General features: G+C 63.4%; 16 protein-coding genes. 12 read left to right on the forward strand and 4 right to left on the reverse strand.

Annotated features, from left to right (window positions below; all coding sequences use genetic code 11):
- Positions 1-31: 31 nt before the first annotated feature.
- Entirely contained in the window at positions 32-2,632 is a 2,601-nt protein-coding gene (locus tag ACLEJW_RS20985) for a glycosyl hydrolase family 5 (RefSeq protein WP_440778188.1), read from the reverse strand.
- A gap of 4 nt (positions 2,633-2,636) precedes the next feature.
- Positions 2,637-4,163 (reverse strand): O-antigen ligase family protein, encoded by a 1,527-nt coding sequence (locus tag ACLEJW_RS20990; RefSeq protein ID WP_440778189.1) that lies wholly within the window; start codon positions 4,161-4,163, stop codon positions 2,637-2,639.
- Between the two features lie 340 nt (positions 4,164-4,503).
- On the opposite strand from ACLEJW_RS20990, the gene ACLEJW_RS20995 reads away from it, so the two are divergent.
- From ACLEJW_RS20995 to ACLEJW_RS21045, 11 genes are all read left to right on the forward strand, one after another.
- Entirely contained in the window at positions 4,504-4,650 is a 147-nt protein-coding gene (locus ACLEJW_RS20995; RefSeq protein ID WP_256675115.1) for a hypothetical protein, read from the forward strand.
- Positions 4,647-6,113 carry an FAD-dependent oxidoreductase gene (locus ACLEJW_RS21000; protein ID WP_145192444.1) on the forward strand — a complete coding sequence of 489 codons (1,467 nt, stop codon included), beginning with the start codon at positions 4,647-4,649 and terminating at the stop codon, positions 6,111-6,113. Before ACLEJW_RS20995 ends, ACLEJW_RS21000 begins: the two co-directional genes overlap by 4 nt.
- Positions 6,114-6,233: 120 nt before the next feature.
- Positions 6,234-6,851 (forward strand): acyltransferase, encoded by a 618-nt coding sequence (locus ACLEJW_RS21005; RefSeq protein ID WP_145192446.1) that lies wholly within the window; start codon positions 6,234-6,236, stop codon positions 6,849-6,851.
- Complete coding sequence (locus ACLEJW_RS21010) at positions 6,844-7,800, forward strand: glycosyltransferase family 2 protein (RefSeq protein WP_313645836.1); 957 nt, start codon at positions 6,844-6,846, stop codon at positions 7,798-7,800. Before ACLEJW_RS21005 ends, ACLEJW_RS21010 begins: the two co-directional genes overlap by 8 nt.
- An 8-nt stretch (positions 7,801-7,808) precedes the next feature.
- A complete protein-coding gene (locus tag ACLEJW_RS21015) occupies positions 7,809-8,354 on the forward strand; it encodes a serine O-acetyltransferase (protein WP_145192453.1) in 546 nt (181 codons plus the stop codon).
- 5 nt (positions 8,355-8,359) lie between these two features.
- Positions 8,360-9,337 carry a glycosyltransferase gene (locus ACLEJW_RS21020; protein WP_145192455.1) on the forward strand — a complete coding sequence of 326 codons (978 nt, stop codon included), beginning with the start codon at positions 8,360-8,362 and terminating at the stop codon, positions 9,335-9,337.
- A 7-nt stretch (positions 9,338-9,344) separates the two neighbouring features.
- A complete protein-coding gene (locus tag ACLEJW_RS21025) occupies positions 9,345-10,292 on the forward strand; it encodes a DUF535 family protein (protein WP_440778206.1) in 948 nt (315 codons plus the stop codon).
- A 22-nt stretch (positions 10,293-10,314) separates the two neighbouring features.
- Entirely contained in the window at positions 10,315-11,517 is a 1,203-nt protein-coding gene (locus ACLEJW_RS21030) for a glycosyltransferase (protein ID WP_440778190.1), read from the forward strand.
- Positions 11,514-12,701 (forward strand): glycosyltransferase family 2 protein, encoded by a 1,188-nt coding sequence (locus tag ACLEJW_RS21035; protein WP_440778191.1) that lies wholly within the window; start codon positions 11,514-11,516, stop codon positions 12,699-12,701. The genes ACLEJW_RS21030 and ACLEJW_RS21035 overlap by 4 nt, the downstream gene beginning before the upstream one ends.
- A complete protein-coding gene (locus ACLEJW_RS21040; protein ID WP_440778192.1) occupies positions 12,701-13,450 on the forward strand; it encodes a WecB/TagA/CpsF family glycosyltransferase in 750 nt (249 codons plus the stop codon). The genes ACLEJW_RS21035 and ACLEJW_RS21040 overlap by 1 nt, the downstream gene beginning before the upstream one ends.
- A 193-nt stretch (positions 13,451-13,643) precedes the next feature.
- Positions 13,644-15,047, forward strand: a complete 1,404-nt coding sequence (locus ACLEJW_RS21045) for an undecaprenyl-phosphate glucose phosphotransferase (RefSeq protein ID WP_440778193.1) — start codon at positions 13,644-13,646, stop codon at positions 15,045-15,047.
- 21 nt (positions 15,048-15,068) lie between these two features.
- On the opposite strand, the gene ACLEJW_RS21050 is transcribed toward ACLEJW_RS21045, so the two are convergent.
- Positions 15,069-15,989: a LysR substrate-binding domain-containing protein gene (locus tag ACLEJW_RS21050; RefSeq protein WP_145192611.1), complete on the reverse strand. Its 921-nt coding sequence runs from the start codon at positions 15,987-15,989 to the stop codon at positions 15,069-15,071.
- A gap of 167 nt (positions 15,990-16,156) precedes the next feature.
- Between ACLEJW_RS21050 and ACLEJW_RS21055 the strand changes: the two genes are divergently transcribed.
- Complete coding sequence (locus ACLEJW_RS21055; RefSeq protein ID WP_440778194.1) at positions 16,157-17,533, forward strand: L-serine ammonia-lyase; 1,377 nt, start codon at positions 16,157-16,159, stop codon at positions 17,531-17,533.
- Between the two features lie 24 nt (positions 17,534-17,557).
- On the opposite strand, the gene ACLEJW_RS21060 is transcribed toward ACLEJW_RS21055, so the two are convergent.
- Positions 17,558-18,853: an NAD(P)/FAD-dependent oxidoreductase gene (locus ACLEJW_RS21060; protein WP_440778195.1), complete on the reverse strand. Its 1,296-nt coding sequence runs from the start codon at positions 18,851-18,853 to the stop codon at positions 17,558-17,560.
- Positions 18,854-18,860 lie beyond the last annotated feature (7 nt).

Here is an 18,860-nt window from a genome sequence, read left to right on the forward strand (position 1 = left end):
GGTCATCAGAGAGGGTAGATGGCCATATGCCTTATTTCAAGAACAGCCAATTGTCCATGCGCTTGCCATCGAAAGTGATCAGGTATTGGCCGTTGTCGAAGCGCACCGGCAGGGCGATTTCCTTGCCGTCGGCGCTGCGCGCGTAGAGTTTCAAGCCGGCCGGCGCCTTGATGCTCAGAATGCCTTGCAGCGGCTCGACATGGAACGGGGTCATGTCGTCCGGACGCGGAACCGCGCGGCTGCCCAGGGATATCAGCAGCTTGCGCGACTGCGTCAGCGGCTGTTCGTCCAGGCTTTGCACGACGACGCTGGCATAGCGGGTTTTCAGCTGCGTCTGGATACCCCCGACGCTGAGCGATTGCCCGCCCAGCCAACCGGTTAGCGCTTGGGTCATGGGCGTGTCGATGGTGTACAGCCCTTGCTGCCAGTCGTGGCGAAGCTCGCCGGTGTCAGAGACGGCTGCATGGGCATCGTCTGCCAGGAGCGACTGGCCTGGGTCCTTCAGCACCTGGGCATCGGCGGGAATCTGGCTGGCTTGCAACCAAGGCAGTTGCGTCGTCGCCGGCATGGCGATCTGCAGGCGGCCCTTTTCCGTGGCCGTGCGCAGCAGCGCCGAGTTGGCCGGCGAGATTTCCTGGCCATAGAGCATCTCAGCTGACGGCGCGAACACATAGCGGGTAGTGGCCGGGTGCACATCCTGGCGGCGATAGAGCAGTGCCGCCGCCGGCAACGTGGCGAGCAGTCCGGGGTCGCTGTAGGCGTTCCAGTTGTCGGCGCGCACCCATCCTTCGTAGAACACTTGCTGGCTGTAGGCATATTGCATGATCGCCGCCCAACCTTGATGACTGCCGGTGCCTGCCACGTAGAGCGGCAGGCTGTGACGGTCGGGCAGGGGGAAGGGCTCGGCGTTCCATTCGGTGACAGTCATGGGTTTGCCCACGACCTGCGCAGCCGCCAGCCAGTCGATCATGCCATCGCTGCGCAGTGGGTTCTTCTCCAGCTGGCCGATACCGCCGTAGGCATGCGCATCGACCACGTCGCCGGCAGTCAGCGCCGGTAGCGAGGACAGCCCATTCAGGCCCCAGGTGCTGGTGGTGGCGATCGGCACCTTGACCCCAAGGTCGCGCAGGTAGCCGATCATGTCGGCGTAGAAGCGTTGCTCCAGGTCATTGAGAAACAGCTTCGAGGGGCCGTGCTCCCAGGCCCGCCAGGTCTTGTCGGCCGGCAGGTCATGGCGGCTGGCGAAGGCCTTGGCCAAGTCCATGTACAGGCGGTTGTGCTTGGGTACGTTCTTGTCGGGCAGCAACGCATTGCCAAAGTGGTGGGTGACGTCGTTTTCGTTGGTGATCAACACCGCCGCGATGGCCGGGTCATCCTTGTAGGCAAGGCCGGTGTAGCGGTTGACGTGGGTCAGGTACTGCTCGGCGAAGCGCTTGAGCGCCTGTTGCAGGGTCACGTTGACGAACAGGTAGCCCTTCATGTCAGCCACGCCATGGGCCTTGGGCAGTTCGTCGAAACCATAGATGCCATCGGCGGCGGTCACCGGCCGCTGCACATGCAGGTCGAGCCAGACATAAATGCCTTCGTCCTTGAGGCTCTTGATCCACAGGTCGATTTTCCCCAGCGATTCTGCGCTCAGCTGCTGGGTGTTCTTGAGCGTCTCCAGATCGCCGAAGATGTTCGGGGTCACCCAGGGCGAGTCGTGGTGGTGCAGGCGCACGAGGTTGACGCCAAGGGCCGACAAGCGCTTGGCCTGTTGCTTGATTTCCTCGTCAGGGGTGCGGAACAGTGCGTAAGCCGACACATTGGTGCCCCAGAAGCGCGCCACGGTGCCATTGGCGAAGCGCAACTGCTCGCCGTCAGCCTTGACGAAGCCGCGCTTGCCCGCCGGTTTTTCCGCGGCGTTGAGAAACGACAGGTCGACCGGAGCGGTGCGCCAGTTCAGTTGGTCATCCGGCCAGTTCGACGGGTCGGCCATGCCGAAGCGTTCGCTGGTCGTCGGGCCAATGTCGATGTCGCCGGTGACGCTGAGCTGCGCCTTGATCTGCTGGCGCCCAGGTTCAATCGGGTCGCTGTAGAAGAAGGTGCGCACCTCGCTGCTGTCACCGCGCTCGAAGTACACCTTGGCCAGCGCTCTGTCGAAGCGCATTTCTACCCGTGGCCCCTGCGGGTTCTTGCCCCAGGCCCAGCCACGGTTGTCCGCCAGCAGAACCGGGTCGCCCATTTCGCCGGCAATCAATGCCGGGTCGAAGCGCCAGATGATGCCGCCGCCCTTGACGCCGGTTTGGCGGCTGCGCGCTTGCAGGTCGAAGTCCCAGGTCAGGGTTTGCGCCTGCGGTCTGGCGATGGCCGCTTGAATATCGAAATCCAGCGCCTTGTTGCTGCCGGTGAGGGTGTAACGGTAGGGGCCGTCGATCTTCACGCTCGGGTAATAGCCGGTCCATGACCAGTCCGCGCCCCAGAAATCGAAGCTTGGAACGAACGCAGGCGCACCGCCGTGGGTCATGCTTGGCAGGCCGTTTTGTTCGTTGACGCTCACCACCCAGTCTGCTCCCCAGGCGTGCCATGGGCCTGTCAGCAGGCCAAGCAACAACGTTATGCAGGTCCATCTACGCAGGCGAAGGCTAGGCATCGAGCTACCTCGGTTGAAGGCTGGCGGTGGTCGCCGGGGCGCTGACGGCAACCACCCGGCGACGCATCATCTGGATGTAGGCGACGCTGAGCCCGCCAATCGACCAGTACACGATCGGGATGACGGTGATGCTGCTGACGGTGAAGATCGTCACCAGAATCCCCACCAAGGTAGCAAGCAAGACCCGCCCCAGCAGGTGGTACGGGTCGGCCTTGTCAGCCACCTGGCGCATGCCTTTGCGAATACCCAGCAGGATGCAGACGAAGAAGCCCATGAACAGCCCCAACCCCACCAAGCCGACCCGCAGGGCCAGGCCGACGTAAGTGTTGACGATGTCGATGATGCCTTCGCCCTGGATCATCGATTGCATTTCCGGGGTATTGCGAAAATCGAAAGAGCCGAACAACGGATTGCGCTGGATGACGATCCAGGAATTTTCCAGCAGCCGCTCGCGGTAGGTGATGTTCTCGGCCTCGACCTTGCCGATGAAGGGCAGTAGATCGAGCACCTTGTCACCGCCCGGCAGCACGCTCAGCAGCGGGATGCTCAGCACCCCGGCCAGCGCCAGCAGCGCCAGGCGCGGCACTGCGCGTCGGCCGAGCGCGATGAACACCACGATGATGATGACCGCACCGATCCATGGGCCGCGCGACACCGGCGCAAATAAACCGGCAGCCAGCAGCAGGGCGCCCATATAGCGGTGTGCAGGTTTGCCCACGAAGTGCTGGACGAACAGGAACAGGCCGATGGCGACCGCCATCACGTAGCCGAGTACGATGGCCTGGCCGGTGGTTACGCTGGCGCGCAACGAGCCGCCACGGCTCAGATAGCCGCGCAGGTCCCACTGCAGGCCCAAGGCATCGAGCACGGCGTTATACAGCAGCCAATGGCGCACGTATTCGGTCACCCCCAGTAGCGCCAGGACGAACGCTACCAGCACGAAGGCAAGCAGCACGTCCTTGAAGTCAGCGAGCTCGCGCACGCCCCGGCTGGCCACGTAGTACGGCAACAGCACGTCGATGTACAGGCTGAGCATCTGGCGCAGCGTATCGGTCACAGTGGTTTCGCGCAGCGCCAGTGCACTGGTCAGCGCCAGGCCAGCGAGCAGCAGCTTGTCCGGCAGCAACCGCCCCAGGGGAACACGCCCAGGCTGCTTGCGCAGCGCCAGTGCTGCCGGTAGCAGCACGCACAAGGTCAACAGGCGTTGATGGTTGATGTCGAACAGGTAGTTGATCACGCCGAAGCCAGGAATGGCGGCAGTGGCTGGCGGGATCAGGAACAGCAACATGAAGAATAGCGCCAGCGGGTTGTGCTCGCGGCGCTGGGCGACCAGCAGGATGAGCGTTGCAGCAGCCGCATACAGCCAGAAACTGTGGGCCAGAAAAGCCACCAGGGTCAGGGCGAACCAAAGGTTACGACGCCGCTTGAAGTCCGCCAGTGGAATCAGGTCGGTTGCCGGGCGGCGGGCCATGAAAAAAACCGCGCTGGCCACAACCACGATGACGACCAGGGCTCTAAGATGTTCGGGCATGGAGTATTGGCACCTATCCCTCGGTGGGGTGGATGAAGGCTAGCATCATGGCTAAATGAAACTATAGTGACTTCTATCGATTCGGTCAGCGTTAAATGGCGTGCAGACGATTGAAGCCGTGGCACGGCAAAATTTCCAGCAAAAGCGCGTTGTAGTGCTACGCCTAAGCGTGCCGGACAGGCATTATGTGCCGTGCCGTCGATGCGCCTGGCGCTGGGCCCAGATGGTCTCCCGACAAAGCCCGCAGTGCATCGCAGGGGTATAAGAACATAATTGGTATGGGGCTGTGATCATGGGGAAGTTGCGGTTGTGCGCTCCGCTGGTGGGACGCAGGGGATTCATGCGCAATTGTGTTCTGCTGGGAGCCGGGCTGGCAGCGTTCGGCGCCGGCGCCAGCCCCACGCGCAAGCCGCCAGTGCCCACGGGTTTCGTCCTGATCAATGGCTGGGTATTGCCGGTCGAGTACTTCCAGGATGACAAGGCATGATCAAGGACTACCAGCGCGATAAATCGCTGCGCAGTGCTTATGATCTGTGCATCGTTGGCGCAGGGCCGGCCGGCATCACCCTGGCCTTGCGCCTGGCCCAGGCCGGCTGGCGCGTGGCCTTGCTCGAGGGCGGCGGGCATGAGTTCACGCCGCGCTCGCAACAGCTGTACACCTGCACCTCGACTGGGCTTGAAATGTACGCCCACGAAACCCGCCTGCGCTATCTGGGCGGCACCTCCAATCATTGGGCGGGGCGTTGCCGGCCATTCACTGCCTCGGATTTCGCCGTGCCGCCGCCGGTCGATGTACCTGGCTGGCCCATCAGCTACAGCGACATCGAGCCTTATCTGGCGGGCGCCATGGACATCGTCGACTTGCCGCAGGGGGCGCAGTTTCACGCCATCAATGAGGGTCTGGACGGTGGCGAGTTCGAGGCTGACCGCTTCTTGCTCAGCCCGCCGACGCGTTTTGCGCAAAAGTACGCCTCGGCGCTGGAGGATACCCCTGGTCTGGACGTGTTCATCAATTGCAACTGCGTCGACCTGCTGTTCGATGAGGGCGCGGGCCGCTTGCAGGCGGTGCTGGTCAGCGATTACGACGGCAAGCGCCAGCAGGTGAAAGCACGTAACTACATCCTGGCCATGGGCGCCATCGAGAATGCCCGGCAGTTGCTCAACAGTGGCTCGCTGGCCGCCGCAGGTGTGATGCGCAAGGATGGCCTGACCGGGCGCTGCTTCATGGAACACCTGAACATCGACATGGGTACGTTCATCCTCAAGAGTGGTGAAGGCACCGATCCACGCCAGTACTTCACCACCGATGCTTTCGTAGCCGAGTATCAGGCCGGCAAGGGCAATGTGCAGGCGGCAGTGTTGGCCGATGTGCAGACCTACGGCCGCACCGCCGAGGTGAAGCATTTTCTGGAAAATCTCGCCTGCGAGATGGGTGTATCGAGCAAGATCGAATTCGTCGCCAAGTTCAGCTGCCCGGGCGATGGCGTCATCAGTACCCTGATCGAGCAGTTCCCCAATGCGCAGAGCCGCATCTCGCTGCTCGATGAGCGCGACGAGCTGGGCGTGGCCAAGGTCAACGTGAACTGGGTGCTGAGCGATCACGACCGCCATACCATCAAGTGCATTGGCAGCGAACTGGCCAAGCAGTTCGCGGCCACGGGCCTGGGTTTCGTCAAGCTCAACGATTTCGTCTACGACACCAGCCTGCCGCTCAAACTGTCGCCGCACGCTCATCACATGGGCACCACGCGCATGGCGGCATCTGCAGAAACAGGCGTGGTGGACGCTGATTGCAAGGTCTTCGGCACCGATAACCTGTATGTCGCCGGCAGCAGTGTCTTCGCCACCGGAGGGGCTTCCAACCCGACCATGCCTTTGCTGCAGTTCGCCTTGCGCCTGGCCGAGCACCTCGACCAGAAGCTGCGACTGCAGCACGGTGCGGCGGCGTGATGGGGCAGGGCAGTGGTAGCGCTGTGAAAGAGTGAGTGCGACAGGGTCAGCATCAACAAGAACGAGACCGTGTTCGGCTCAGGGATAGTCCAAGGTCGCTTGAATTGCGAGGCTTGCCATATGTTTGGATGGATACGCAGTGCGATGGCGCATTACGCCAACACGACCGGGCGTGGGGTTTCTGCCTACAAGAAGATCTGCAACCCGACGCCCCGGCAGTGGGGTGAGTACCAGAGCCGCTGGGGACGGTTTTATTCGGTGGGCAACAACTTTCACATGAACGTCGGCTGCAACGTCACCGACCCGGCCCTGGTGCGCATCGGCAGCAACGTCGGTCTGTCCGACTGCACGCTGATCGGCCACGACGGCGTGGTGGCGTTGATCGAGCTGTGCTACGGCACACGCCTAGACTCAGTCGGCGTGATCGATATTCGTGACAACAGTTTCGTCGGCCACGGCGCGATCGTCATGCCGCGGGTGACCATCGGCCCTGATTCGATCGTCGCCGCAGGCGCCGTGGTGACCAAGGATGTGCCGCCTGGCACGGTGGTCGGCGGCAATCCGGCGAAATTCATCTGCACCACCGAGGACCTGATCAAGCGCGTCGAAGAGCGCTGCAACGCCTATCCTTGGATGGACCTGATCAAGCAGCGCCAGGGCTCGTTCGACCCCACCCTGGAACCGACCCTGGCCATGCACCGGCGCCGCTATTTCTTCGGAGACGGCAGCAATGGCTGATAAACCGGTGGATGTGATGGTCGTCAATTTCAACACCGCCTCCTTGCTGCAGCCGATGTTCGACGCGCTGCGTGCGGCCGGCGGTGAGACTTTGGCCAGTTATCTGGTGGTCGACAACGCCTCGAAGGATGATTCGGTGCAGCGTCTGGGCGAGGTGTGCCCGCAGGCGCTGTTGGTCAGCAATACCCTCAATGTCGGTTTTGGCCGAGCCAACAATCAGCTACTGTCGCACCTGACGGGCAAGTACGCGCTGCTGCTCAACACCGACGCCTTCGTCGCCACCGACAGCCTGCAAAAAACCCTCGACTACATGGACGCGCACCCCGAGTGCGGCATCCTCGGCGTGCGCCTGGTGGGCCGTGATGGCGATTTGCAGCCCAGTTGCCGGTACTTTCCCACGCCGGTGAACGTGTTCGTCGCACGCACCGGGCTGCGGCGCTTGTTCCCTGGCGTGAAGATGGTCGATGACATGGACTGGGACCACGCCTCGGTGCGCGAATGTGACTGGTTGCCGGGCTGTTTCTATCTGGTGCGCCGCGAAGTGCTCGAACAGGTGGGTTTGTTCGATCCGCGTTACTTTCTCTATTACGAAGAGGTCGACCACTGCAAGCGGGTCAAGGCAGCCGGTTGGAAAGTAGTGTTCTACCCCGATACCACCGTGGTGCATATCGGCGGGGAAAGCTCCAAGTCGGTGGCCGAGCTCGAAGCTGCAAGCCGGCAGATCTCCGCTTACCAGATCGAAAGCGAGCTGCTGTATTTTCGCAAGCACCACGGGCTCGCGGGCCTGGCCTTGCACATGCTGCTGGTGAGCGTGGGCGACCTGGTGCTGGCGCTCAAGGCGCTGCTCAAGGGCCGCGGCCTGGGGGCGATCACGGCCTGCTGGCGGCACACCCGTGCGACCTGGTCGTTGTTGTTCAAGACCCGATTGGCCCGCCAACCCACACGCTAGGTGAAATCATGTTCGATAACATCCGTGCCGATCTGCGCGCCCATGGCGGCGATTGGGGCGCCCAGGGCTTCTGGGTGCTGCTGGTCTACCGCTTCGGCCGCTGGCGCTACGGCGTGCGCCCGGCGTTGCTGCGCAAGCTGCTGTCGGTGATCTACAAGGTGTTGTTCAAGTTCGTGCAGATCATCACCGGGGTCGAGTTGCCCTGCGAAGTGGTGATTGGTCGCAATTTCGTCATCGACCATTTCGGCGGGATCGTCATCAGCGGCTATGCTCGGTTTGGCGATAACTGTCGGATCCGTAACGGTGTGGTGGTGGGCCTGAAGAACGTCGAAGAACCTATCGCACCGGTGTTCGGCGACAACGTCGACATCGGCGCAGGCGCCAAGGTATTGGGCAACATCCGCATCGGCAACAACGTGGCCATTGGCTCGAATGCCGTAGTGTTGATCGACGTGCCGGACGATTGCCTGGCCGTTGGGGTGCCGGCGACGGTCAAGCCGCGCAAGCGCGCACAGCCCATCGACACCCCTGTAGCAGCACAAGCCGCCGAGTGAGGCCCATGGAAACAGGCATTGGAGTGGTGGTGATCGGCCGCAATGAAGGGCAACGGCTGGAGCGCTGTCTGCGCTCGCTGTTGGGGCGGGCAGACCAGTTGGTCTATGTGGACTCCGGCTCCACCGACGGTTCGGTGCAGTTGGCGCACGCGCTTGGCGTCGAGGTTCTGGCGCTGGACATGACCTTGCCGTTTACCGCAGCGCGTGCGCGCAACGAGGGCTTCACCTGCCTGCAGGGCGTCTGCGCAGGTGTGCGGCATGTGCAGTTCGTCGACGGCGACTGCGAGGTGGACCCGGCTTGGCTGAGCAAGGCCCAGGCGTTTCTCGATCAGCACCCGCAGGTGGCGGTCGTCTGCGGGCGCCGCCGCGAGCGCTTCCCGGAGCGTTCGGTGTACAACCTGCTGTGTGACCTGGAGTGGGACACACCGATTGGCGAGACCAAGTCCTGCGGCGGCGATGCGCTGATGCGCGTGGATGCATTCATGGCGGTGTCTGGCTTTCGCCCGGATCTGATCGCAGGCGAAGAGCCTGAGATGTGCGTGCGCCTGCGTGCCCGCGGCTGGAAAATCTGGCGCCTGGCGGAGGAAATGACTCTGCATGATGCAGCCATCACCCGCTTCGGCCAATGGTGGCGGCGCAGCCTGCGCGCCGGCTATGCCTACGCCGAGGGCGCCTACCTGCACGGCGCCACGCCGGAGCGGCATTGGCTGCGCGAGTCGCGCCGCGCCTGGCTGTGGGGCCTGAACCTGCCGTTGGCGATCCTCGTCGTGAGCCTGGTGAGCGGCGGCTGGGGGTTGTGGTTGTTGCTGATCTACCCCCTTCAGGTCGTCCGCCTGGCGCGCCGTGGCACGCGTTCGGCGCGGGAAAACTGGTGGCAGGCGATATTTCTGGTGCTGGGCAAATTTCCCGAGATGCTTGGCCAGGCTCGGTTCCTGCTGAACCGGCGTGCAGCCGGCAAGCCGATGCTGATTGAGTACAAATGACATGTCGATGACGTTGAAGGCGCTGAGCAAGAGCGTGTTGACCCTGCAACCGGGCTATTCACCGCGCGCGCTCAACAACAAATTCAAGCTGTCGCTGGCGATGGCCAGGCAGTGGCCCGAGCTGCAGGCGTTCGCGCGGCGCATGACTGAGGCGCTTGGCCCTGTGCGCTTCGAGCGGCTGGGCGTCGATTGCATCGGCGTGGTGCAGTGGCCCTACATCAGCAAGACCTGGAGCGCAGTGCAGCGCTTGCAAGCGGTGGCTTCGCATTACGAAATCGTCACTGCCCTGTGCGCGCCGCTGCTGTTGCTGGGGCGTGAGGAGCAGCGCCTGCTGTGCGACCTGTCCGCTTACAGTGGCGGCTGTAGCCTGGTACTCGACCGGCCGATCTGGTTCAAGCGCGAAGGGGAGTTGGTGATCAACCTGTTTCAAGGAGATCTTCGCGTTGCTTCGCTGGCGTTCACCTTGTCTCGCGAGGACACCGGCGTGTGCCTGTTCATCGGCGCCGTGCAGGGCATTCACAAAGGCATCGACAGCGACACATCGCTGAACATCTACCGCGAGTTGACCAAAGATTTCGAAGGCTTGCGCCCGCGCAGTCTGCTGATCGAGGCCATCAAATGCGTGGCGCGCTGCCTGGGTGCCGTGAGCATCTATGCCGTGGGCGATGCACATCGCCATCACCGCCATGCCTACTTCGGCGCCGACAAGCACCAGGATCTGGCTGCCAACTACGATGTCATCTGGCAGGAGAACGGCGCCGTAGCGTCGCAGCGCGCGGACTTCTTCAGCATCCCGCTGGCGCCCGCGCAGCGCGCTGCCGAGCAGATCGCGGCGAAGAAGCGCGCCATGTACCGCCGGCGCCATGCCTTGCTCGACGATGTGTTCGACCAGATACACACCGCCCTTGCCGGTCGCCCGCTGCCCTCTGGCACGGCCGAGCTGGCCCTTCAGTAAACGGACACCGATTCGGGGCTTTATGCGTATCGCTTATTTCGTCAATCAATACCCCAAGGTCAGCCACAGTTTCATCCGCCGCGAAATCCTCGCGCTGGAGCGCCAGGGCCTGGAGGTGCAACGCATCGCCTTGCGCGGTTGGGACGCCGAGCTGCACGACCCGGAAGACCTCGCCGAGCGCGGCAAGACCCGCTACGTGCTGCAGGCGGGGATCAAGGGTTTGCTCGCGCCGACGCTGCAGGCGCTGCGCGCGCAACCCGGGCGGTTCTTCAAAGCGTTGAAGCTGGCACTGCGCCTAGGGCGTCGCGCCGATCGTTCCTGGCCTTACCACTTGGTGTATCTGGCCGAAGCGTGCCAGGTGCTGCAGTGGTTGCAAGCCTCGGCAGCCGAGCACGTACATGCGCATTTCGGCACCAATTCGGCTGAAGTCGTCATGCTCGCCCAGGCGCTCGGCGGGCCTGGCTACAGCTTCACCGTGCATGGCCCGGAAGAGTTCGACAAGGCGCAGGCACTGCACCTGGGCCACAAGGCGAGTCAGGCAGCTTTCGTCGTTGCGGTCAGTTCATATGGGCGCAGCCAGCTGTTTCGCTGGGTCGACCCTGCGCATTGGCCGAAGGTCAAGGTGGTGCACTGCGGTCTGGAGCGCAATTTTCATGAAGGCCAGGGATCGCTGGTGGCCCATGCCCCGCGGTTGGTGTGCGTGGGCCGCTTGTGCGAACAGAAGGGCCAGTTGCTGCTGATCGAGGCAGCCCATGCCTTGGCCAGCACAGGCGTGGATTTCGAGTTGGTCCTGGCAGGTGACGGCGAAATGCGCGGCCCGGTCGAGGCCCTGATCGCCCGTTACGGCTTGCAGCGCCAGGTGCGAATCACCGGCTGGATCGGCAGCGCGCAGGTGCGCGACGAAATCCTGGCCGCGCGGGCGCTGGTGTTGCCCAGCTTCGCCGAGGGCCTGCCGGTGGTGATCATGGAGGCCATGGCCCTGCGCCGGCCGGTGCTGTCGACCTATGTGGCCGGCATTCCTGAACTGCTGCGCCACGGCGAGAACGGCTGGTTGTTCCCGGCCGGCTGCGTTACGGCGCTGACCCAAGCCATGCGCGAATGCCTGCAACAGCCCGTGACAGTGTTGCAGGCGATGGGCGAGGCGGCTCATGCGCGGGTGTTGCAACGCCATGATATCGACCACGAAGCGGCCAAGCTGATCAGCCTGTTCAAGGGGGCGGCATGAGCACGTTGCTGAGCCTGTTGCTGGGCCTGGCGGCGCTGCTGGTGCTGTTGCCAGCAGCAGTGCTGTGCGCCCAGGTGGTCTTGGCCTGTCTACCGCCCAAGACCGGTCCCGGTGGACGGTTGCAACGAGCGCGGATCGCCGTGCTGGTGCCTGCTCAAAACGAAGCGTCGCTGATCGTTTCGACGCTCGCCAGCATTGCTGCGCAACTGCGCGACGGTGACCGCTTGCTGGTAGTTGCCGACAACTGCACCGACCAGACCGCGGCCTTGGCCCGCAGCGCTGGCGCCGAGGTGGTCGAACGTCAGGACCAACAACGGCGCGGCAAAGGCTATGCATTGGACTTCGGCGTGCGTCATCTGCAGCAGTCGCCGCCCGAGGTGCTGATCATCATCGATGCCGATTGCCAGGTCGGCGCCGCCGCTGTCGAGCATCTGGCGGCGACGGCGCTCGCCAACGCCAGGCCTGCGCAAGCGCTGTACCTGATGAATGCTCCGGCCGCTGCCGGGTTGAAGGTGCAGGTCGCGGCATTCGCCTGGCGCATGAAGAACCTGGTGCGCCCTACGGGCTGGGCGCGAGCAGGCCTGCCTTGTCAATTGATGGGCGCCGGCATGGCCTTCACCTGGGATGACCTGACCAGGGTTGACCTGGCCACCGCTCACCTTGTCGAGGACCTCAAGCTGGGGTTGGAATTCGCGGCCTTGGGCAAGGCGCCGCTGTTCTGCCCGCAGGCAGTGATCACCAGCCAGTTTCCCAGTAGCCAGGAGGGCCTGAACAGTCAGCGCAAACGCTGGGAGCATGGGCACCTGGGCATGGTCCTGGCCGAAGGGCCACGGCTGCTGGGACGCGCCGTGCTGCGGCGCAACTGGCCCTTGTTGGGCATGGCGGTAGACTTGATGATTCCGCCGCTGGCGTTGTTGACCTTGCTGAGCGTGGCGGTGTTCGCGATCAACCTGCTGGCCGGCGCCGTGTTCGGGCTGCTGTGGCCTGCGCTGCTGGCGGGCTTGGCGTTGTGCTTGCTGGGGGCGGCGGTGCTGTTGGCCTGGGCGCGCTTTGCTCGGGCGTCGATGCCGTTTTCGGTGCTGCTTTACGCCCCTTTCTATGCGGCCCGGAAGATCCCCCTGTACCTGGGGTTTCTTCTCAAGCGCCAGGTCGACTGGGTACGCTCCAAACGGGATGACAACTGATGGCTAACCGGGCTTGGCTTCACCGCTGGAAAACCCTCTTGGCCACGCTGCGAACCGTCGAGAATGATGCTGACGCACAGCGCTTGCTGCTGACCCTGAGCAACCCCCAGCGCAGCACCGTCCTGGGTTTCGTCAACGCCCATGCCATGAACCTGGCCGCGGTCGAGCCCGACTACTGCCAGGCACTGGCGAGCGCCGATGTGCTGCTGCGCGACGGCGCGGGCATGGCCATTCTGCTGCGCCGTCTGGGGCGCCAGCCAGGCCTCAACATGAACGGCACCGACTTCATTCCCCAGCTGTTGCACGCCTACAAGGGCAGGCCCGTGGCGTTTTGGGGAACGCGTGAACCATACCTGGCACAGGCTGCCCAGCACTGCGAGGCGGTGTACGGCGTGCGCATGGTGTCCCAGCATGAAGGTTTCGCCGACTTCCAGACCTACCTTGACCTGGCGCAGGCCCAGCGGCCGGCGTTGATCGTGCTGGGCATGGGCATGCCCAAGCAGGAACGACTGGCCGCACAGCTGGCGCAACTGCCGACCCCGTGTCTGATCATCTGCGGCGGAGCGATTCTCGACTTCCTCGGTGGCAAGGTGACCCGCGCCCCGCATTGGCTGCGGCGGTTGAACGCGGAGTGGCTGTTCAGGTTGCTCAAGGAGCCCAGGCGTCTGTTCGTGCGTTACGTCATCGGTAATCCGTTGTTCATCCTGCGCACGCTGTTGTATATCAGAGCAGGGCAGCACCGCGTCTGAGGTTGATGCCGGATGCAGGTGGTCGGCACGCGTGATCTGCTCCGCAGCGACCGTCCAGTGCTGCTACAGTGATATCAATTGCTTCAGCGCGCTGTACGAACGAAATTCAAGTGTTATCAGGTATCTGGGGCGAGTTGCTGGCGCCCCGCGGTGATCATCTGGCAGTTGGCATACACCTCGTGAGGCCTTACGCATGGTTTTTGAGCCCAGAAGCAGTCGGTCGTTGCTCCAACGAAGAAGTAGCGTGAGTAACGCCGTTCAAGCGGGCCTCGATGGAGTCGCAGTTACCGGTGTGGCGTGGTACCTGATTTACGATCAGTTCGGCTACATCACCTCCGACTACGTGATCATGCTCTTGTTGTTGATTGGCGCGTTGGCGGTGATCTACGACCACTACGCGATCTATCGCAGCAATGTCGGGCTGTCGGTCAAGGCGTTTCGCTTGTTCAAGGCCTGGTCTGCGACCTTCTGCTTTCTGGTGGTCATCGCCTTCCTGACCAAGCAGAGCGAGACCTACTCGCGGCTATTGGTGGTGCAGCTCTATGTCATTGGCTATGTCGTGCAGCTGTTCCTGCACGTGGCCATGCGTGAGTTGCAAAAGCGCTTCACTGCCCACGCGCGTTTGGACAATGCGCTGATTATCGGCAATGGCGACCTGGCCAACTTCCTCTACCAGAAAATCAGCAGCAACCCGTGGTTCGGCGAGCGGGTGGTGGGTTGCATCTGGGTCGACCAGGAGGAGGACCAGAGCCGCGATGGCTTGCGCATGCTTGGCAGCATCGCTGACCTTGACCGCATCATCGCCGAACATGGCATCCGTACCGTTTACCTGGTGACGCCGCTGGGCGGCTCGGCGGTGATTCAGGATGTTTACCTCAAGCTGCTGGACAAGTGCATCGCGGTCAATTGGGTGCCGGACATCTTCTCGCTGCGTCTGATCAACCACAGCGTGCGAGAAATCGCCGGCATCCCGGTACTGACCTTGTCGGAAACACCCCTGACCGGCACCAGCCTGTTTCTCAAGAACCTCGAGGACCGGGTGCTGGCTGCGCTGATTCTGCTCCTGGCCTCCCCGGTGCTGCTGCTGGTGGCCGTGGTGATCAAGCTCGACAGCCCAGGGCCGGTGTTCTTTCGTCAGGACCGCACCGGCTGGACCGGGGAATCGTTTCGGATCTGGAAGTTTCGCAGCATGCACGTGCATCAGCCCGAAGGCGGGGTGGTGGCCCAGGCCCAGCGCAACGACCCGCGCTTGACCCGCGTCGGCGCTTTCATTCGGCGGACCAGCCTGGATGAGCTGCCGCAGTTGTTCAACGTGCTGACCGGCGACATGTCACTGGTCGGGCCGCGGCCGCATGCCTTGCAGCATGACACCCTGTATTCCCAAGACATCGTCGATTACTTCGCCCGCCACAACATCAAGCCCGGCATGACCGGCCTTGCCCAGGTACGCGGTTACCGTGGCGAAACCAAGGACATCGAACAGATGATCCAGCGCGTCAACTCCGACATCGAGTACATCAACAACTGGTCGTTGTGGCTCGACTTCGTGATCCTGGTGCGCACGCTCAATGCCTTCACGGGCAAGCAGGCGTACTGAGCGCGGGGCGCAGCGGCCCGATCAGCTGGCCAGCGCCAGCGGGTGCAGCGCCCTGAAGCTCTGCGCTTCTTCGACCAGCCAATCATGCACGGCGCGGGCGCCAGGTTGGTTCAAGCCGCCAGGCGGGTAGTGCAGCATGTAGCGCTTGTGGTTGGCGATGGGATGGCCGAACGGCACGATCAGGGCGCCACGCTCGAGTTCATCGTTGAGCAGCGTGCGCCGGGCGATGGCCACGCCAACACCCGCGATGGCCGCCTCGATGGTCAGGTGGTTGCGGTTGAAGGTATGCCCCCGGCGCACGTCCAGGCCGCTTGCGCCGATGCCCTCCAGGTAGAACTCCCATTCTGCGTATTCCGAACTGCCGCGCCAGGCGGTGATGTCGTGCAGCAACGGATAATGCGCAAGGTCCGCAGGCCCGTGCAGGGGCGGACGGCCGCGCAACAGCCCCGGGGAGCACACCGGAAAGATCTGCTCGTCCAGCAAGGGCGTGGACAGCATGCCTGGGTAGCTGCCGTCATTGAGGTCGATGGCCAAGTCGAAATCGTGCGGGTCCAGTGCGTGGGCACTGTCCTCGGCCACCAGGCGCAGTTCGATGTCCGGGTAGCGCTGCTGAAAACGCGGCAAGCGGGGCGTCAACCATTTGGCCAGAAACGATGGGATCGAGCGCAGGCGCAAGGTACCGCGGATCTCCCCGGCATCCAGGCGCAGCAGCTCGGCTTCGATGCTGGCGTATGCCTCGGTCACCGTTTGCGCCAGGCGTTGGCCCTCGGCGCTCAGCTCCACCCCGCGCGCGCGGCGCAGGAACAGTCGATAGCCCAGGCGCTCTTCCAGCTGGCGCATTTGCTGGCTGACCGCTCCCGGCGTGATGTGCAGTTCTTCAGCGCAGCGGGTGAATGACAGGTGGCGCGCTGCGCAGGAAAACACGTGCAACCAGACGAACATCTGGCCGTTGAGCTGACGCATCGTTTAGCTCCGCTAAAGGCTTGCTTAGGAAGTTTCGTTGGTCATACCCGGATGACGGCGTCAGTATCGCGCCAATCGGCATTCCCGTACAAATTCTCCAGACAACCGTGCGACCGCTGCAAGCGTCGACGCGGTCAGGCATTAGCATGGCTATCAGTGTTTTCGACCTTTTCAAAATTGGTATTGGTCCCTCGAGTTCCCACACCGTCGGGCCGATGCGCGCCGCCGCGACCTTTGCCCAGGCCCTGCGCGAACAGGGGCTGCTGGCGCAGGTGAGGCGTATCGAGGTGCGCCTGTATGGCTCGCTGTCCGCCACCGGCGTCGGTCATGCCACTGACCGCGCCTGCTTGCTGGGCTTGATGGGGCAGTGGCCTGACCGCATCGACCCTGCCACGATCGAGCCGCGTATCGCGCAAGTGTTGCAGGAGCAGTGCCTGATCCTCGACGGCAGCCAGCCGCTGGCCTTCGACTACGCCCGCGACATGCTGCTGCTCGACGAAAGCCTGCCCTATCATCCCAATGCCATGGGCCTGGAGGCGCTGAGTGAGCAGGGCAGTTTGCTGCAGCAAACCTACTACTCGGTCGGTGGCGGCTTTATCGTCGAGCAGGGTGAGCTGGATGCGCCGCCAGCGGACAGCCATGCGGTTAGCCTGCCTTACGAATTTTCCAGCGCCGCCGAGTTGCTTGCCCTGTGCAAGGCCCATCAACTCAGTGTTGCCGAGCTGATGATGGCCAATGAGCGCGCCTGGCGTCCCGAAGCGGAAATACGCGAAGGGCTGCTGCGCATCTGGGCGGCCATGCGCGACTGCGTCGAAAACGGCTTGCGTCACGAAGGCGTGCTGCCTGGTGGCCTCAATGTGCGCCGCCGCGCTGCGCGCTTGCACCGCAGCCTGCAGGAAATCGGCAAACCCAACGTGATTGGCTCGACCCTGAGCGCCATGGAATGGGTCAACCTGTTCGCCCTGGCGGTGAACGAGGAAAACGCCGCAGGCGGGCGCATGGTCACCGCGCCCACCAACGGGGCTGCCGGCATCATTCCCGCCGTGCTGCACTACTACATGAAGTTCGATCCCGGCGCCTGTGACGACGATGTCGTGGCATTCCTGCTGGCAGCCGCTGCGGTGGGTATCCTGTGCAAGAAGAACGCCTCGATTTCCGGTGCCGAGGTTGGCTGTCAGGGCGAGGTGGGTTCAGCCTGTTCGATGGCTGCCGCGGGCCTGGCTCAGGTCCTTGGCGCAACGCCCCCACAGCTGGAAAACGCCGCCGAGATCGCCCTTGAGCATAACCTGGGGCTGACCTGCGACCCCGTGGGCGGGCTGGTGCAGGTGCCCTGCATCGAGCGCAACGCCGTCGCCGCGGTCAAGGCTATCAACGCCGTGCAGATGGCCCTGCGCGGCGACGGCGAGCATTTCATCTCCTTAGACCGGGTCATCCGCACCATGCGCGACACCGGTGCCGATATGCACGCCAACTACAAGGAAACTTCGCGCGCAGGGCTGGCGGTTGCGTTCGTTGAATGTTGAATTCGCTCATCCTCAAGCGCCTGCTTAGCCCAACTTCTCGCGCAGTCGATACCACAGCATGCCCAGCGCCAGCAGCGGTGAGCGCAGGGCCTTGCCGCCTGGAAAGGTCAGGTGCGGCACGGCACTGAAAATGTCCAGCCCCTGGCTTTGGCCAAGGGCGATGCCCTCGGCCAGCAACTTGGCCGTCCAGTGGGTCACATTCAGGCCATGGCCCGAGTAGCCTTGGGCATAGAAGACGTTCGGCTGCTGGCTGAGTCGACCCACCTGGGGAAAGCGGTTGGCCGTGATGCCAATCATGCCGCCCCAGTGGTAGTCGATGCGTACATCGCGCAGTTGCGGGAACACCTTGAGCAGTTTGGGCCGCATGTAGGCAGCGATGTCCTGAGGGTCACGCCCGGAGTAGTGACAAGCACCACCGAACAGCAAGCGGCGGTCGGCCGTCAGCCGGTAATAATCCAGGCCGACCTTCTGATCGCATAACGCCATGTTTTGCGGGATGAGCGTTTCTGCCAGGGCCTGTGGCAGGGGTTCGGTGGCCACAACGTAGCTGCCGGCAGGCAACACCTTGCCGCTCAGCCGTGGCTCCAGCTCATCGAGGTGCGCATTGCAGCCCAGCACCAAGTTGTGCGCACGTACTTTGCCCCGGGCCGTATGCAGCGTCACGCGGGGACCGTGTTCGATTCGCACGACCGGGCTTTGTTCGAAGATGCGTGCCCCCAGGCGCTGGGCAACGGCGGCCTCGCCTTGCACCAGATCCAGCGGATGCAGATGCCCCGAGCCCATGTCCACCAGACCGCCCACGTACTGGTCGCTGGCGACGACCTGGTGCATGTTCGCAGCCTCCACCAGCCGGGTTTCGTGGCGGTAACCGAGGCTCGCCAGGTCGTCCAGCTCGTCATTGAAGGCCGCGTACTGCGCTGGCGTGTTGGCCAGTTCGCAAAAGCCCCAGCGCAAATCGCAGGCAATGCCATGGCGCTCGATGCGCTGCGCCACCAACGCCACCGATTCGATGCCTGCCTGCTTGAGGTAGCGCACGCCGTCTTGGCCGACATGCCGGGCAAAGCCGCTGACATCATGGCCAATGCCGCGGATCAATTGCCCGCCGTTGCGGCCGCTGGCGCCCCAGCCGATACGCCGGGCTTCCAGCAGCACCACGTCGAGGCCGCGCTCGGCCAGTTCCAGCGCGGTATTGACCCCCGTCAAACCGCCGCCGACCACGCACACATCGGCCGTCAGCTCATCCTCCAGGCTCGGATAAGGCAGGGTATGGCGGGCGCTGGCGGCGTAGTACGAGGCTGTATGTTGGGTATCGAAAGGCATGGGGCGT

Source organism: Pseudomonas sp. SMSB3 (genome assembly GCF_052041965.1).
GTDB lineage: Bacteria > Pseudomonadota > Gammaproteobacteria > Pseudomonadales > Pseudomonadaceae > Aquipseudomonas.

Bases quoted from the DNA above. Each gene is read 5' to 3' on its own strand.
- ACLEJW_RS20985 (WP_440778188.1), bottom strand. From the start codon at position 2,632: ATGCCTAGCCTTCGCCTGCGTAGATGGACCTGCATAACGTTGTTGCTT.
- ACLEJW_RS20990 (WP_440778189.1), bottom strand. From the start codon at position 4,163: ATGCCCGAACATCTTAGAGCCCTGGTCGTCATCGTGGTTGTGGCCAGC.
- ACLEJW_RS20995 (WP_256675115.1), top strand. From the start codon at position 4,504: ATGCGCAATTGTGTTCTGCTGGGAGCCGGGCTGGCAGCGTTCGGCGCC.
- ACLEJW_RS21000 (WP_145192444.1), top strand. From the start codon at position 4,647: ATGATCAAGGACTACCAGCGCGATAAATCGCTGCGCAGTGCTTATGAT.
- ACLEJW_RS21005 (WP_145192446.1), top strand. From the start codon at position 6,234: ATGTTTGGATGGATACGCAGTGCGATGGCGCATTACGCCAACACGACC.
- ACLEJW_RS21010 (WP_313645836.1), top strand. From the start codon at position 6,844: ATGGCTGATAAACCGGTGGATGTGATGGTCGTCAATTTCAACACCGCC.
- ACLEJW_RS21015 (WP_145192453.1), top strand. From the start codon at position 7,809: ATGTTCGATAACATCCGTGCCGATCTGCGCGCCCATGGCGGCGATTGG.
- ACLEJW_RS21020 (WP_145192455.1), top strand. From the start codon at position 8,360: ATGGAAACAGGCATTGGAGTGGTGGTGATCGGCCGCAATGAAGGGCAA.
- ACLEJW_RS21025 (WP_440778206.1), top strand. From the start codon at position 9,345: ATGACGTTGAAGGCGCTGAGCAAGAGCGTGTTGACCCTGCAACCGGGC.
- ACLEJW_RS21030 (WP_440778190.1), top strand. From the start codon at position 10,315: ATGCGTATCGCTTATTTCGTCAATCAATACCCCAAGGTCAGCCACAGT.
- ACLEJW_RS21035 (WP_440778191.1), top strand. From the start codon at position 11,514: ATGAGCACGTTGCTGAGCCTGTTGCTGGGCCTGGCGGCGCTGCTGGTG.
- ACLEJW_RS21040 (WP_440778192.1), top strand. From the start codon at position 12,701: ATGGCTAACCGGGCTTGGCTTCACCGCTGGAAAACCCTCTTGGCCACG.
- ACLEJW_RS21045 (WP_440778193.1), top strand. From the start codon at position 13,644: ATGGTTTTTGAGCCCAGAAGCAGTCGGTCGTTGCTCCAACGAAGAAGT.
- ACLEJW_RS21050 (WP_145192611.1), bottom strand. From the start codon at position 15,989: ATGTTCGTCTGGTTGCACGTGTTTTCCTGCGCAGCGCGCCACCTGTCA.
- ACLEJW_RS21055 (WP_440778194.1), top strand. From the start codon at position 16,157: ATGGCTATCAGTGTTTTCGACCTTTTCAAAATTGGTATTGGTCCCTCG.
- ACLEJW_RS21060 (WP_440778195.1), bottom strand. From the start codon at position 18,853: ATGCCTTTCGATACCCAACATACAGCCTCGTACTACGCCGCCAGCGCC.